Here is a 14,536-nt window from a genome sequence, read left to right on the forward strand (position 1 = left end):
ATTTGGACCGGTCCGACTTCGCGCAGAATCGGCGCCTCATGCTCCCGGCCCGCATCCTCCTCATCGACGACCACGCGCTGTTCCGCTGCGGCCTTCGCATGGTGCTCGCATCCGGCATTCCCGAGCTCGAAGTGGCCGAGGCGAGCTCGCTCGAAGAAGGACTGCGCGCCGGCATGGACGACCCGGCCCTGGTGCTGCTCGACATCCAGCTGCACGGGCTCAATGGCCTGGAGGGCATCGCGCTGGTGAAGCGCAAGTGGCCCGAGGCGGTGGTGGTCATCCTGTCGTCCGACGCCGGCCCGCACAACGTGCGCATGGCGCTGGAGCGCGGTGCCGCCGCCTTCGTCTCCAAGGCCGACAGCGCCGACAACATCCTGGCCGTGATCGAGCAGCTGCGCCGCGGAGAGCCTGCCGGCGCCGCCGCGCAGGCAGCGGCCGGCGAGGGCGCCGGGTCGCCCCAGTTGCTGACGCCGCGGCAGTTCGAGGTGCTGGACCTGCTCTGCCAGGGCCTGCCGAACAAGGTCATCGGCCGCCGCCTCGGGCTGTCGGAGAACACGGTGCGCGGCCACGTGCAGGCGGTGCTGGCGGCGCTGCAGGTGTCGAGCCGCTCCGAGGCCGGCTTCGCGGCGCGCCGCCGGGGGCTGGTCGGCTGATGACGAGGTTCCTGCGCCTGGCCGACGGGCGCACGCTGGTGGAGCAGCTGCGGCTGCAGCTCGGCAACATCGGCAGTTCAGTGGGCCCGACGATCGGGGTCGCGCTGCTGCTGGTCTGGGTGCTGGCCAACGACACCAATGCGCTGGCGCTGCGGCTGTGGGCCGGCGTCGTGATCCTGATCAAGCTGTATTGCGCCCGCGATGCCCGCCGCACGCTGGCCCGCGAGATCTCGTTCGAGCGCGCGCCCCGGCTGGTCTGGCGGCAGATGGCGCTCAACGGCATCGACGCCGCCGCCTGGGGCGCCCTGGCCTGGGTCACGCTGGGCAGCACCTCGACGGCCGGCAGCATCCTGGTCATCGCGGTGCTGGCGGGCGTGGCCGGCAGCTCGATGTCTTCGCTCTCGCCGGTGCTGCCGGTGTTCGTGGTCTTCGGCACGATCGAGCTGGCCGTGCTGGCGGCCAAGCTGGTGCTGCTGGGCGACCCGGCCTTCAATGCGCTCGGGGCGGCCGGGGTGCTGTACGTGGCGACCCTGCTCGGCCAGGCGCGCAACGGCGCCCGGGCGGCGCGGGCGGCGATCGACCTGCGCTTCGAGAACCTCGAGCTGATCGAGCGGCTGCGGATCGAGACCGGCCATGCGCAGGCGGCCCAGCTCAAGGCCGACGAGGCCAACCTGGCGAAGTCCAAGTTCCTGGCCGCCGCCAGCCACGACCTGCGCCAGCCGATCCACGCCCAGGGGCTGTTCCTCGAGGTGCTGGCGCGCAGCAAGCTGTCGGCCGCGCAGTACGACGCGCTGGCCAACGCCCGGGCCACCTGGCACGCCTCGGCCGAGATGCTCGACACCCTGCTCGACTTCTCGCGCATCGAGGCCGGGGTGGTCGAGCCGCAGATGCAGGACTTCCAGCTGCAGCCGCTGCTCAACCGCATCGAGAACGAACTGGCGCCGCAGGCCGACGCCAAGGGCATCGTCTACCGTTCGCGCGAGACCCATGCGGCGGTGCGCTCCGATCCGGCGCTGGTGGCGCTGATCCTGCGCAACCTGGTGTCGAACGCGATCCGCTACACCGACAGCGGCGGTGTGCTGGTGGCCTGCCGCGCGCGCCGCCGCGAGCTGCTGCTCGAAGTCTGGGACACCGGCATCGGCATCGCGCCGACCCAGCAGGGCGAGATCTTTCGCGAGTTCCATCAGCTCGGCAACGCCGAGCGCGACCGGCGCAAGGGCCTGGGGCTGGGCCTGGCGATCGCCCAGGGCCTGGCGCGCGCGCTCGGCCACTCGCTGTCGCTGGTGTCGGTGCCGGGGCGCGGCAGCGTGTTCAGGCTGGCACTGCCGATGGCGCAGGCGGGCGTGGCCAGCGGCGGCCTGGAGGTGGCGGCCGGGCATGCGCGCGTGTTCGACGTGCGGGTGCTGGTGATCGACGACGACGAAGCGGTGCGCGCCGGCATGAAGCAGCTGCTGACCGCCTGGGGCTGCGAATGCGACGTAGCCGATTCGATCGAGGACGCCCAGGCGCTCGCCCGGACTCATCCGCCAGGCCTGGTCATCAGCGACTACCGGCTGCGCGAACTGCGCACCGGCGCCGAGGCCATCGCCGCACTGCGCGCCGAGTTCGGCGCCCGGCTGCCGGCGCTGCTGATCACCGGCGACACAGCGCCGCAGCGGCTGCGCGAGGCCCGTGCCAGCGGCGTGCCGCTGCTGCACAAGCCGGTGTCGCCGAACGAGCTGTACCGGGGCCTGACCTGCGTGCTGAACGATCTCGAGATCGATTCCGCGTTCGCGGTGCTGGAGGCGGTACCGGTGCAGACCCGGCGCCGCGCCTGAACCTGCTTCAGGCGAAGTGGTCGAACGACGCGAAGCGCTGCGCCACGGCGGCGCCTTGCGCATCGACCAGCCGCAGACCCGCTTCGGACTCGATGGCGCCGATGCGCGTGACCGGGGTCGCGCTCGCGCGGCCCGCCTGCTCGACGGCCGCACGCGCCGACGCCGGCGCGGTGAACGCGAGCTCGTAGTCGTCGCCGCCGGCCAGTGCGCAGGCGCGCCGCAGGTCGATATCCAGGCCTGCCGAATCGACGGTCGCCAGCAGCTTCGCGGCGGCATCGGCGTCGAGCCGCGCACCGACGCCGCTGGCTTTCAGAATGTGCCCGAGGTCGCCAAGCAATCCGTCGCTGAGGTCGACCGCCGCCGTCGCGATGCCGCGCAGCGCCAGACCCAGCGCGACCCGTGGCGTGGGCAACTCCATCCGGCCGCGCGCCAGTTCGAACGCGTCGGCCGGCAGCGACAGGGTGCCGCGAAAGACTTCGAGCGCCAGCCGCGCATCGCCCAGCGTGCCGCTGACCCAGACATCGTCGCCGGCGCGCGCGCCCGAGCGCAGCAGCGCCGCGCCGGCCGGCACTTCGCCGAACACCGTGATGCAGAGGTTGAGCGGGCCGCGCGTGGTGTCGCCGCCGACCAGCTCGCAGCCGTGCGCATCGGCCAGCGCGAACAGGCCGCGCGAGAAGCCCTCCAGCCAGGCCGCATCGACCGCCGGCAGCGAGAGCGCCAGCGTGAAGGCCAGCGGCCTGGCGCCGCAGGCCGCCAGGTCGCTGAGGTTGACCGCCAGCGCCTTGTGGCCGAGGCGCGCCGGGTCGACCGTCGACAGGAAGTGCCGCCCCTCGACCAGCATGTCGGTGGACACCGCGAGCTGCATGCCCGCGGCCGGCGCCAGCAGGGCGCAGTCGTCGCCCACGCCCAGCGGCGAGCGCCGCGCGGGGCGCGTGAAGTAGCGCGCGATGAGATCGAATTCGCCGGTGCCGCTCATGCCGTGCTCACACCGTGGTGCTTCGGAAGCGCAGCGCGGCCTGCCGCACCACCTCGGCCAGCAGGCGTTCCTTGCCCTGCTTCTCGCGCAGCCAGCGGGCGTCGTTGCGGTTGGCCTCGACGCTGGTGCGCAGCTCGCCCAGCGCCTGCGTGGCGTTGAGGGCTTCGCTGTGCCATTCGAGCTGCGTCATGGTCATGAGGATATGGTCGCGCAGCGGCATGTGCTCGCCGCTGGCCGGGTCGACATACAGCGCATCGAGGCCGAAGCGGCAGGCCTGGAAGCGGTTGTAGGTGTAGACCAGGTAGTCGTCTTCGGTCGGCGTGAAGGGCTGCTCCTGCAGGAACCAGGCGGCCAGCGACTGCACGTAGCCCGCCAGCGCGGCGGCGCGCTCCACCGTGAGCGGGGTGTCGAAGACGCGGATCTCGATGGTGCCGAACTCGGGCTTGGGCCGGATGTCCCAGTAGAAGTCCTTCATGCTGCGGACCACGCCGGTGCGGGTCATGCGCTTGAAGTAGTTCTCGAATTCGCGCCACGACAGGGTGAAGGGCGCGCGGCCCGACAGCGGGAACGCGAACACGGAATTGAGCCGGGCCGAATCGAACTGCGTGTCCTGCCCCTGCACGAAGGGCGATGATGCCGACAGCGCGATGAAGTGCGGGATGTAGCGCGACATGCGGTGCAGCATCAGCAGCGCCGCGTCGGCATCGGGGCAGCCGATGTGCACGTGCTGGCCGAAGATCGTGAACTGCTTCGACAGGTAGCCGTACAGCTCGGATAGCTCGCGGAAGCGCGGCTTGTCGTAGATGCGCCGCTCGTGCCATTGCTGGAAGGCATGCGTGCCGCCGCCGACCACCGCGATGTTGAGCTTGTCGGCGTTGCGCACCAGCGCGTCGCGGATCGGCGTCAACTGGGCGATCACGTCCTGCGCCGAATGGCAGACGTCGGTCGAGATCTCGATCATGCTCGAGGTCATCTCGGGCACCACGCTGCCCGGCAGCGGCGTCTGCGCCATCAGCCGCAGCATGTCCTCGGCATAGGGCGCGAGGTCGTAGTCGTGGGTGTTGACCAGCTGCAGTTCGAGCTCGACGCCGAGCGACAGCGCCACCGACTTGTTGAAGGGCTCGAGCGGCACCACCCGGCTGGCGGGCGTGTTGGCCGGCGCGCCGGTGGCGGGATCGATCGTGCGATGGCTCATCTTTGCGTGTCCTCCACGGTGCCGAAGGCTTCGGGGGTCCAGGGCGTGGAGCTCTCGCCGGCGGCGTGGATGGCGACCGTCGCGAGCACCGCGCCGAGCACCTCCATCAGCAGGATCGCCGGCAAGGCGATCTGGGTGATCATCGCGCCCAGCAGCGGCGAGGCGGTGACGAAGGCCGAGGTGATCAGCAGTGCGATCGAGGACAGCGGCGACATCGCGCAGCCGACCCAGAAGGCCTGCTTCCAGCTCGCGCCGCTGCCCGGGTTGGCGATCGCGACGCCGGCGATCTTGGCGACCGCGCGCACGCCGATCACGCTCAGCACCACGCTGGCCACCGGCAGGCTCCAGTCGGCCTGGGCGGCGACGATCGAGACCAGCACGAACATCAACATCGTGAGCAGCGAGGCCGCGGTGCCGAGCTGCCGTGGCCAGGCCCAGGGTTTGGGGTTCAGCGCCTTCAGCAGCACGCCGCCGATCAGGGCCGCCAGTGGCGCCGAACCGCCGAAATGGGCCGCCAGCGCGGCCCCGGCAGCGATGATCGCCAGCAGCAGGATCGAGGTGTTCTCGCTGGTCGGGCTCATGACGCGCAGCGCCGAGCGCAGCGACAGCGCCATCAGCGCGCCGACCACGAAGGACAGGCCGAGCACCACGCCGACCGGGTTGAGCTTCTCGAGCAGTCCGGTGGGCGCATGCTCGATCAGCCCGGCCTGCGCATAGCCGAGCGCCAGCGCGTAGAAAGTGTTCAGGGTGGCGAGCGTCATCGCGCGCTCGGTCACGGGGCCCGAGGCCCGGGTGTCGATCACGACCCGGCTCAGCACCGCCGGCGAGGCCACGATCGCCATCAGCGCGATTGGATTGGCCACCGGGTCGGGTATGCCGAGCCAGTGCAGGGCCCAGAAGACGCCGAAGTAGGTCAAGGTCGACTCGAGCAGGCTCTGCACCAGCACCATCGGGTTGTGGCGGAACCAGCGCAGCGGCAGCCGGCCGCCGGCCTCGAACAGCACGATCGCCACGCCGAGCTCGAGCAGGAACAGGCTGATGCCCTGCAGCGGCCAGATCGCGCCCTCGAAGCCGGCGAAGCCGACCACGGTGCCGACGATCGAATAGCCGACCACCTTGGGCAGGCCCATGTAGCGTTGCACCAGGTGGCCGGCCGCGGCCGCGGTGGCCAGCAGCAGCGACCACAGCACGGTCGGCAGGCCGGCCGAGGGCCGCACCCACTCCGACCAGAAACCCAGCAGATCATTGGGCAGGAAAGACGTCATCGGTTCAGCTTGAGGGGGGCATCGGCACCCCGCGGAAGATCCAGAGCGCGCAAGGCGTTCATGGCGCGAAAGAGAAAAGCGTGCTCAGTGCAGCACGCGCGAGGTGGGCATGTCGCCCGCGTCGGCTTCCAGCACCAGCGTGGGGATCGGAACGTCGAAGCGTTCGCCGCGCTCGGTGACGAAGAAGAAGCTGCCATGCATGGTACCGCTGGGGGCCTGCAGCCGGCAGCCGCTGGTGTAGCGGAACGATTCCCCTGGCGCCAGCAGGGGTTGCTGGCCGATGACGCCGAGGCCGTCGACCTCCTGCGTGTGGCCGGAGGCGTCGGCGAAGATCCAGTGGCGCGCGATCAGCTGCGCCGCCACCGGGCCGTTGTTGGTGACCGTCACGGCGTAGGCGAAGGTGTGGACGCGGTCCTCGGGCGAGGACTGGTCTGGCAGGTAGCGTGGCTCGACCTGGACACTGATCGGTAGCGTGGACATCGCAGGGATAGTAACGGAAGGCTCCGGCGGCGCTGCAAGCCGCCGCCCCTGCTGCGACAATCCGGACCCATGAGCAGCCCCTTCAGAATCGCCCCCTCCATCCTCTCGGCCGACTTCGCCCGCCTTGGCGACGAGGTGCGCGACGTCATTGCCGCCGGCGCCGACTGGATCCATTTCGACGTGATGGACAACCACTACGTGCCGAACCTGACCTTCGGGCCGATGGTCTGCCAGGCGCTCAAGCCGCATGCCAAGACGCCCGACGGCCAGCCGGTGCCGATCGACGTCCACCTGATGATCCAGCCGGTGGACGCCCTGGCCGCGGCCTTCGCGCAGGCCGGCGCCGACTACATCAGCTTCCATCCCGACGCCTCGCCGCACGTGCACCGCAGCATCCAGGCGATCAAGGCGGCGGGCTGCAAGGCCGGTCTGGTGTTCAACCCGGGCCTGGGCCTGGAAGCGCTCGACTGGGTGATCGACGACATCGACCTGATCCTGATCATGAGCGTGAACCCCGGCTTCGGCGGCCAGAGCTTCATCGATTCCGCCCTGCGCAAGATCGAACTTGCACGCAAGCGCATCGAGGCCACCGGTCGCGACATCCGGCTCGAAGTCGACGGCGGCATCAAGGCCGACAACATCGCGCAAGTGGCGAGCGCCGGCGCCGACACTTTCGTGGCGGGCAGCGCGATCTTCAACGCGAAGGACTATGGGGGCGTGGTGCGGGCGATGCGCGAGCAACTGGCGACCGCCGTCAAGGCTTGAGCTTGTCGTTGTAGACCCGGTCGGTCACCGGGCCCTTGTCGGTGTCGACCAGGCCGCGCTCGAGGTCCTCGTGCGCCTGGCGGCCGACGCGCGGCGGGCTGCCGTCGGCGCTTTTCTGGCTGTCGGACGACTGGTCGTGCTCGTGCGGCAGGCGCGGCGCCGATTCGCCCTCCTGCTCGACCTGGGTATTGCCTCCTCCCGCATCCTTCGAGCCCTGGGCATCGGTCTTCGCGGGATCGTTCTTCGTGGCCATCGCTTGCTCCTGTCTGGTGCCTGCGTTTGTCTCACGGTACGGGGGAGAACGCGGTAGGACCGGCCTTCGCGGGCCTGTAGGATCGACAGCGAAATGACCGCCTCCACCGACCTCCTTCGCGTCCATGGCTACGCCAGCCTGCAGCCGGGGCCGCGGCTGATCGTCCTCGGCGGGGTGCACGGCGACGAGACCTGCGGCACCGCCGGCATCGAACGCATCGTGGCCGCGCTGGATGGCGGTTCGCTCCGGCTTCTGCGCGGCCAGCTGACCCTGGTGCCGGTCGCCAATCCGCTCGCACGGCGGCTGCTGCGGCGCGAGGGCGAGCGCAACCTCAACCGGCTGTTCCGCCCGTCCGCGCCGGGCGCCGAGCCGGCCGATTACGAGGCCCGCATCACCGACCTGCTGTGCCCGCTGCTCGATCGCCACGAGGTGCTGCTCGACCTGCATTCGTTCCAGAGCGAGGGCGAGGCCTTCGCGATGATCGGGCCGCGCGACAACCAGGGCCCGCTCGAGCCGTTCTCGCGCGCCTTCGAGGAAGGGCAACTGGCGCTGCACCTCGGCACGCCCCGGGTGGTCGAGGGCTGGCTCGATATCTATGCGGCCGGGCTGGCGCAGCGCGGGCAGGCCGCCGACGAGGCGGCGCCGGCCTTCGGCTGGGGCACCAATGAATACATGCGCAGCCGCGGCGGCTACGGCGTGACGCTCGAATGCGGCCAGCACCAGGACCCGGCGGCGCCCGACGTGGCCCGGCGGGCGATCCTGTCGGCCTTGCGCCTGCTGGGCATGATCGAGCCCGATCCGGCGGCGGCGCCCCCGCGGGCGCCTTCGCTGCTGCGGCTGGTCAGCGTGGTGGACCGGCTACACGCCGAAGACCAGTTCGTGCGCGAGTGGGCCACCTTCGACCCGGTGGCGCGGGGCGAGCCGATCGGCGTGCGCGAGGACGGCAGCATGCTGCACGCCGAACGCGACGGGTTCATCGTGTTCCCGAATGCCGAGGCCTTGCCGGGGACCGAGTGGTTCTATTTCGCGGTCGAGAGCGACCGCGACCTGACGCGGCCCGCGCCAGCCCTCAGCCGCGCTTGGTCGCGATGAGCGGCTTGACGTCCGGCGCCGCCACGCGCGGCCGCTCGGGCTCGACAGCGGTCAGGGCCGCCACTTCCTGCATGCTGGCCAGGCTGCGCAGTGTCAGCGCCTGGTAGGTGCGCGTGCCTTCGAGCTTCCAGGCCACTTCCTGGTCGCTGAGGGTGCGCATCACCTTGGCCGGCATGCCGGCGGCCAGCGAGCGCGGCGGGATCTTGCGGCCGGCCGGCACGAAGGCGCAGGCGGCGACGATCGAGGCCTCGCCGATCTCGGCCTCGTCCATCACCACAGCGTTCATGCCCACCAGCGCATCGCGCCGCACGATGCAGCTGTGCAGCACCGCGCCGTGGCCGATGTGGCCGTTTTCCTCGACCACCGTGTCGTGCGCGGGGAAGCCGTGGACCACGCAGGTGTCCTGCACGTTCGAGCCGCGCTCCAGCACGATGCGGCCGAAATCGCCGCGCAGCACGGCGCAGGGCCCGATATAGCAGTCGGGGCCGACGATCACGTCGCCGATCAGGACCGCGGTGGGGTGCACGTAGGCGCTGGGGTCGATGACCGGCACCACGCCTTCGATGGAATAACAAGGCATCGCGAAATCTCCGTCGTTTGAATTAAGGGTTATCCCTTGGCGTTTTTGACTTGCGTCAATCTCCGACCGATCCTATGATTAACCGACCGGTCGGTCAACGATACTTTTGACGCCGGTCAAGTCCCCCAGCCCCACGCCAAGAACCCAGACAGGAGACACAGCTTGTCCGACTCCCTCGTCCTCGCCGCCCAGCAGGGTCCGGTCCTGACGCTGACCTTGAACCGGCCCGCCGCCCTCAACAGCTTCACCGAAGGCATGCACCAGGCGCTGCGCGCGGCGCTCGACGCCGCTGCCGCCAACCCCGACGTGCGTTGCGTGGTGCTGACCGGCGCCGGCCGCGGCTTCTGTGCCGGCCAGGACCTGGCCGACCCGATGGTCGCGCCCGCGGCGCCCGGCGAGCCGCCCAAGGACCTGGCGCTGGCGATCAACACGCTCTACAAGCCGCTGGTGCAGCGCCTCAAGTCGATGCCGGTGCCGGTGATTGCCGCGGTCAACGGCGTGGCGGCCGGCGCGGGCGCCAACCTGGCGCTGAACTGCGACTTCGTGCTGGCCGGGCAGTCGGCCAGCTTCATCCAGGCCTTCGCCAAGATCGGGCTGGTGCCCGACACCGGCGGCACCTGGCTGCTGCCGCGCATCGTCGGCCGCGCCCGTGCGCTGGGCCTGGCGATGCTGGGCGACAAGCTGCCCGCGGCCGAGGCCGAGCGCATCGGCCTGATCTGGAAATGCGTGGACGACGCGGCCCTGACCGACGAATGCGCCAAGCTCGCCCAGCGGCTGGCCGCGATGCCCGCGAAGGCGCTGGCCGCCACCCGCGCCGCGATCGACGGCGCGCAGGCGCTCTCGCTCGACCAGGCGCTCGACATGGAAGCCGCGCTGCAGTCGCAGCTCGGCAGCGCCCACGACTACCTCGAAGGCGTGGCCGCCTTCGGCGCCAAGCGCGCCCCCGTCTTCACCGACCGATGAACGCAAGCCCCACAGACATGTCCGCCACCCCCGACCGCACTCCCCAGCAGACCGCCGAACGGGTCCGCGAGCGCATGTACGCCAACGATCCCGCCGTGCGCGGCCTGGGCATCGACGTGACCGAGGTCGCGCCGGGCCAGGCCACGGTCACGATGACGGTGCAGGGCCACATGCTCAACGGCCATGCCACCTGCCACGGCGGCTTCCTGGCTGCGCTGGCCGACACCGCCTTTGCTTACGCCTGCAACTCGTACAACGAACTGACGGTGGCCTCGGGCTTCTCGATCGACCTGGTGGCGCCGGCGCGCGAAGGCGACGTGCTCACGGCCCGCAGCTTCGAGCTGTCGAAGGCCGGCCGCACCGGCGTCTACGACAGCGAGATCACCAACCAGCACGGCGAGCGCATCGCGATGTTCCGCGGCCGCTCCTACACCATCAAGGGCAAGCCGGCGGTCGCTGACTGAACCGCCGCCGACCGAACCGCCAGAGGAGACACGACATGCCCGTCAAGCAACCCCAGCCCGGCGATCTCGACCCCATCGAGACCGCCAGCCGCGACGAGATCCAGGCGCTGCAGCTCCAGCGCCTGCGCTGGACCCTGCAGCACGCCTACGACAACGTGCCGCACTACCGCCAGGCCTTCGATGCCAAGGGCGTCCATCCGTCCGATCTCAAGCAGCTGAGCGACCTCGCGAAGTTCCCGTTCACGGCCAAGAAGGACCTGCGCGACAACTATCCCTTCGGCATGTTCGCGGTGCCGCGCGAACAGGTGGCGCGCATCCATGCTTCGTCGGGCACCACCGGCAAGCCGACCGTGGTCGGCTACACGCAGGGCGACATCGACCGCTGGGCCGACCTGGTGGCGCGCTCGATCCGCGCCGCAGGCGGGCGCCGTGGCGACATCATCCACGTCGCCTATGGCTACGGCCTGTTCACCGGCGGCCTCGGGGCCCACTACGGCGCCGAGCGCGCGGGCTGCACCGTGATCCCGATGTCGGGCGGTCAGACCGAGAAGCAGGTGCAGCTGATCCGCGACTTCCGGCCCGACCTGATCATGGTCACGCCGAGCTACATGCAGGTGATCATCGAGGAGTTCGTGCGCCAGGGGCTGGACCCGCGCGAGAGTTCGCTCAAGGTCGGCATCTTCGGTGCCGAGCCCTGGACCGAGGCCATGCGGCGCGAGATCGAAGGCAAGGCCGGCATCGATGCGGTCGACATCTACGGCCTGTCGGAGGTCATGGGCCCGGGTGTCGCCAGCGAATGCATCGAGAGCAAGGACGGCCCGGTGGTCTGGGAAGACCACTTCTACCCCGAGATCGTCGACCCCGAGACCGGCGAGGTGCTGCCCGACGGCTCGGAGGGCGAACTGGTCTTCACCTCGCTCACCAAGGAGGCGCTGCCGATCATCCGCTACCGCACGCGCGACCTCACGCGCCTGCTGGCACCCACTTCGCGCAGCTTCCGCCGCATGGGCAAGATCGTCGGCCGCTCCGACGACATGCTGATCATCCGAGGCGTCAACGTGTTCCCGACCCAGATCGAGGAGATCGTGCTGCAGCATGCCAAGCTCTCGGGCCAATACCAGATCAACGTGGCCCGCGACGGCCTGCTCGACACGGTCGTGGTGCAGTGCGAACTGCAGCCGCAGGCCGCGGCGGGCACCGATGCCGCCGAGCTGCGCGAGATCACGCAATGGCTGCAGCAGCGCATCAAAACCCTGGTGGGCATCTCGACCACAGTGAACGTGCTCACCCCCGACACCATCGAACGCACGCTGACCGGCAAGGCCCGGCGCGTCGTCGACCAGCGACCGAAATAAGGCCCCGCGCCGGAAAGGATCACCATGTACACCCAAGCGATGGATACGATGGGCAAGGAGCCCGGCGACGCCAAGAAGCCGATCCGCTCCGCCGAGGAAATGCAGCTCGAGCAGCGCTTCGACGCACGCATCGACGAAGGCGGCTTCATCGAAGCCAAGGACTGGATGCCCGAGCACTACCGCAAGACGCTGGTGCGGCAGATCAGCCAGCACGCGCACTCCGAGATCGTCGGCATGCTGCCCGAAGGCAACTGGATCACGCGCGCGCCGACCCTCAAGCGCAAGGCGATCCTGCTGGCCAAGGTGCAGGACGAGGCCGGCCACGGGCTCTACCTGTACTCGGCCGCCGAGACACTGGGCACCTCGCGCGACCAGATGGTCGACGCGCTGCACAGCGGCCGCGCCAAGTACAGCTCGATCTTCAACTATCCGACCCTGACCTGGGCCGACATGGGCACCATCGGCTGGCTGGTCGACGGCGCCGCGATCATGAACCAGGTGCCGATCTGCCGCTGCTCCTACGCGCCCTATGCGCGCGCCATGATCCGCATCTGCCGCGAGGAGAGCTTCCACCAGCGGCAGGGCTTCGAGGCGCTGCTGACCATGATGCAGCACGGCACCGAGGCCCAGAAGGCGATGGTGCAGGACGCGGTCGACCGCTGGTGGTGGCCGTCGATCATGATGTTCGGCCCACCGGACGACCAGTCGCCCAACTCGGCGCAGTCGATGCGCTGGGGCATCAAGCGCTTCACCAACGACGACCTGCGCGCCAAGTTCATCGACGCCGCGGTCGAGCAGGCCAAGGTGCTCGGCGTGACCCTGCCCGACCCGGACCTGAAGTGGAACGAGGAGCGCCAGCACCACGACCATGGCCCGATCGACTGGAGCGAGTTCTGGCGCGTGATCGGCGGCGACGGCCCCTGCAACCGCGAGCGCCTGGGCGCCCGCGTCAAGGCCTGGGAAGACGGTGCCTGGGTGCGCGAGGCCGCGCTCGCCCATGCCGCCAAGCGCGCCGAACCCACCTCACTGGCGGCCTGAGCGCCCCATCTGCAAGGAAAAGACGACATGACGAATCCCACCCCCGCCTCCGCCGCCGAATGGCCCCTCTGGGAGGTCTTCGTGCGCAGCCGCTCGGGCCTCGACCACAAGCATTGCGGCAGCCTGCACGCGGCCGACCCCAAGATGGCGATCCAGATGGCGCGCGACGTCTACACCCGCCGCCAGGAAGGCACCAGCGTCTGGGTGGTGCGCTCCGACCAGATCGTCGCCAGCGACCCGGCCGACAAGGACATGTACTTCGACCCGATGGAAGACAAGGTCTACCGCCACCCGACCTTCTACAAGCTGCCGGGTTCCGTGGACCACATGTGAGCGCCTGACCATGCAAGCTTCCATCGCCATCGAATCCACGCCCGCCGTGCAGTACCTGCTGCGGCTCGGCGACACCTGCCTGATCCTCGGCCAGCGCATTGCCGAATGGTCCGGCCACGCGCCGATCCTCGAAGAGGACATCGCCCTGTCGAACATGGCGCTCGACCTGATCGGCCAGGCCCGCGCCGTGCTGACCCACGCCGGGCGCATCGAGGGCCTCGGCCATGACGAGGACCAACTGGCCTTCCTGCGCGACGAGAAGGACTACCGCAACCTGACGCTGGTCGAGCTGCCGCGCGGCGACTTCGCCTTCACGGTGCTGCGCAATGCCATGGTCGCGACGCTGATGAAGCTGCTCTGGGAGCGCCTGCGCGACTCCTCCGACGCCGAGCTCGCCGGCATCGCCGGCAAGGCGGTCAAGGAGGCGCGCTACCACCAGCAGCATGCGGCCGACTGGGTGGTGCGCCTGGGCGACGGCACCGAGGAATCGCGCCGGCGCATCGAAGCGGCGCTGGCCGACCTGTGGCGCTACACGCCCGAGATGTTCGAGTCCGACGCGGTCGACGAGGCCGCGGCCGCCGACGGCCTGGGGCCGCGCTGGTCCGAGCTGGAGGCGCCCTGGCGTGCGGAAATGCGCACGATCCTCGGCGAAGCCGCGCTGGTCGAGCCCAAGGAAGCAGCCTTCCGCAGCACCGGCAAGAAGGGCGTCCACACCGAGCACATGGGCTACATCCTGGCCGAGATGCAGCACCTGCAGCGCAGCTTCCCCGGAGGCGTGTGGTGACTGTGACTGCACCCGCCGCGGCCGAAACGCGCTGCGCGCAGGCCTGGGACGTGCTCGGCACCGTGCTCGATCCCGAGGTGCCGGCGCTGTCGGTGCGCGACCTCGGCATCGTGCGCGACGTGATCGAGCATGACGACCGGCTCGAGGTCGTGCTGACGCCGACCTACTCGGGCTGCCCGGCGACCGAGGTGATCGAGCACGACGTGCTGGCCGCCATCGACCAGGCCGGCCTCGGCCCGGCCTATGTCACCTTGCAGCGTGCACCGGCCTGGACCACCGACTGGATCAGCGCCGACGGCCGCCGCAAGCTGTCCGAGTACGGCATCGCACCGCCCGGACCGGCCTCGCCCGACGGCACGGTGCCGATCCGCTTCTTCGGCCGCCGGGTCGATGCGGTGGCCTGCCCGCGCTGCGGCAGCAGCAACACCGAGCGGCTGTCGGCCTTCGGCTCAACGGCCTGCAAGGCGATGTACCGCTGCGTCAGTTGCCGCGAACCTTTCGAACATTTCAAACCGATCTGACG

General features: G+C 70.1%; 17 protein-coding genes. 11 read left to right on the forward strand and 6 right to left on the reverse strand.

Annotation, left to right across the window (positions count from 1 at the left end):
- Positions 1–38 precede the first annotated feature (38 nt).
- Positions 39–653, forward strand: coding sequence for a response regulator (locus QTI68_RS04870; RefSeq protein WP_286519986.1), 615 nt, complete (start codon positions 39–41; stop codon positions 651–653).
- Positions 653–2,470, forward strand: coding sequence for an ATP-binding response regulator (locus QTI68_RS04875; protein WP_286519987.1), 1,818 nt, complete (start codon positions 653–655; stop codon positions 2,468–2,470). Before QTI68_RS04870 ends, QTI68_RS04875 begins: the two co-directional genes overlap by 1 nt.
- Before the next feature lie 7 nt (positions 2,471–2,477).
- Here the strand turns inward: QTI68_RS04875 and thiL are convergent, their stop codons facing one another.
- The 4 genes from thiL to apaG all read right to left on the reverse strand — a co-directional run bounded on the left by thiL (position 2,478) and on the right by apaG (position 6,386).
- Positions 2,478–3,446, reverse strand: coding sequence for a thiamine-phosphate kinase (thiL, locus tag QTI68_RS04880; RefSeq protein WP_286519989.1), 969 nt, complete (start codon positions 3,444–3,446; stop codon positions 2,478–2,480).
- A 7-nt stretch (positions 3,447–3,453) separates the two neighbouring features.
- Positions 3,454–4,578: a YbdK family carboxylate-amine ligase gene (locus tag QTI68_RS04885; RefSeq protein ID WP_286510404.1), complete on the reverse strand. Its 1,125-nt coding sequence runs from the start codon at positions 4,576–4,578 to the stop codon at positions 3,454–3,456.
- A gap of 59 nt (positions 4,579–4,637) precedes the next feature.
- Positions 4,638–5,906, reverse strand: a complete 1,269-nt coding sequence (locus QTI68_RS04890) for a cation:proton antiporter (protein ID WP_286519990.1) — start codon at positions 5,904–5,906, stop codon at positions 4,638–4,640.
- An 84-nt stretch (positions 5,907–5,990) separates the two neighbouring features.
- Positions 5,991–6,386, reverse strand: coding sequence for a Co2+/Mg2+ efflux facilitator ApaG/CorD (gene apaG, locus QTI68_RS04895; protein ID WP_286519991.1), 396 nt, complete (start codon positions 6,384–6,386; stop codon positions 5,991–5,993).
- A 69-nt stretch (positions 6,387–6,455) separates the two neighbouring features.
- Here apaG and rpe point away from each other — a divergent pair, with 69 nt between their 5' ends.
- Positions 6,456–7,151: a ribulose-phosphate 3-epimerase gene (gene rpe / locus QTI68_RS04900; protein ID WP_286519993.1), complete on the forward strand. Its 696-nt coding sequence runs from the start codon at positions 6,456–6,458 to the stop codon at positions 7,149–7,151.
- Here the strand turns inward: rpe and QTI68_RS04905 are convergent.
- A complete protein-coding gene (locus QTI68_RS04905; RefSeq protein ID WP_286519994.1) occupies positions 7,141–7,404 on the reverse strand; it encodes a hypothetical protein in 264 nt (87 codons plus the stop codon). The two genes, rpe and QTI68_RS04905, sit on opposite strands and share 11 nt — an antisense overlap.
- Positions 7,405–7,497: 93 nt before the next feature.
- On the opposite strand from QTI68_RS04905, the gene QTI68_RS04910 reads away from it, so the two are divergent.
- On the forward strand, positions 7,498–8,496 hold the full coding sequence (locus QTI68_RS04910) for a succinylglutamate desuccinylase/aspartoacylase family protein (RefSeq protein ID WP_286519997.1): 999 nt from the start codon (positions 7,498–7,500) through the stop codon (positions 8,494–8,496).
- Here the strand turns inward: QTI68_RS04910 and QTI68_RS04915 are convergent.
- On the reverse strand, positions 8,474–9,076 hold the full coding sequence (locus QTI68_RS04915) for a phenylacetic acid degradation protein PaaY (RefSeq protein WP_286520000.1): 603 nt from the start codon (positions 9,074–9,076) through the stop codon (positions 8,474–8,476). The two genes, QTI68_RS04910 and QTI68_RS04915, sit on opposite strands and share 23 nt — an antisense overlap.
- 162 nt (positions 9,077–9,238) lie before the next feature.
- Between QTI68_RS04915 and QTI68_RS04920 the strand changes: the two genes are divergently transcribed.
- Genes QTI68_RS04920 through paaD form a run of 7 tightly spaced genes read left to right on the forward strand, consistent with a single transcriptional unit; the run spans position 9,239 to position 14,534 of the window.
- Positions 9,239–10,039, forward strand: coding sequence for an enoyl-CoA hydratase-related protein (locus tag QTI68_RS04920; RefSeq protein WP_286520001.1), 801 nt, complete (start codon positions 9,239–9,241; stop codon positions 10,037–10,039).
- A 17-nt stretch (positions 10,040–10,056) separates the two neighbouring features.
- Positions 10,057–10,503, forward strand: a complete 447-nt coding sequence (paaI, locus tag QTI68_RS04925) for a hydroxyphenylacetyl-CoA thioesterase PaaI (protein WP_286520002.1) — start codon at positions 10,057–10,059, stop codon at positions 10,501–10,503.
- Between the two features lie 35 nt (positions 10,504–10,538).
- The gene (paaK, locus tag QTI68_RS04930) at positions 10,539–11,858 is read left to right on the forward strand and encodes a phenylacetate--CoA ligase PaaK (protein WP_286520003.1); all 1,320 of its coding nucleotides are present in this window, start codon (positions 10,539–10,541) and stop codon (positions 11,856–11,858) included.
- Positions 11,859–11,882: 24 nt separating this feature from the next.
- Positions 11,883–12,896, forward strand: coding sequence for a 1,2-phenylacetyl-CoA epoxidase subunit PaaA (gene paaA / locus QTI68_RS04935; RefSeq protein ID WP_286520004.1), 1,014 nt, complete (start codon positions 11,883–11,885; stop codon positions 12,894–12,896).
- A gap of 27 nt (positions 12,897–12,923) precedes the next feature.
- Positions 12,924–13,229: a 1,2-phenylacetyl-CoA epoxidase subunit PaaB gene (gene paaB / locus QTI68_RS04940; protein ID WP_286372007.1), complete on the forward strand. Its 306-nt coding sequence runs from the start codon at positions 12,924–12,926 to the stop codon at positions 13,227–13,229.
- 10 nt (positions 13,230–13,239) lie between these two features.
- The gene (paaC, locus tag QTI68_RS04945) at positions 13,240–14,013 is read left to right on the forward strand and encodes a 1,2-phenylacetyl-CoA epoxidase subunit PaaC (protein ID WP_286520006.1); all 774 of its coding nucleotides are present in this window, start codon (positions 13,240–13,242) and stop codon (positions 14,011–14,013) included.
- Complete coding sequence (gene paaD / locus QTI68_RS04950) at positions 14,010–14,534, forward strand: 1,2-phenylacetyl-CoA epoxidase subunit PaaD (protein WP_286520008.1); 525 nt, start codon at positions 14,010–14,012, stop codon at positions 14,532–14,534. The genes paaC and paaD overlap by 4 nt, the downstream gene beginning before the upstream one ends.
- Positions 14,535–14,536: the final 2 nt, after the last annotated feature.

Source organism: Variovorax sp. J31P207 (assembly GCF_030316965.1).
GTDB classification, from domain to species: Bacteria; Pseudomonadota; Gammaproteobacteria; order Burkholderiales; family Burkholderiaceae_C; genus Variovorax; species Variovorax ginsengisoli_B.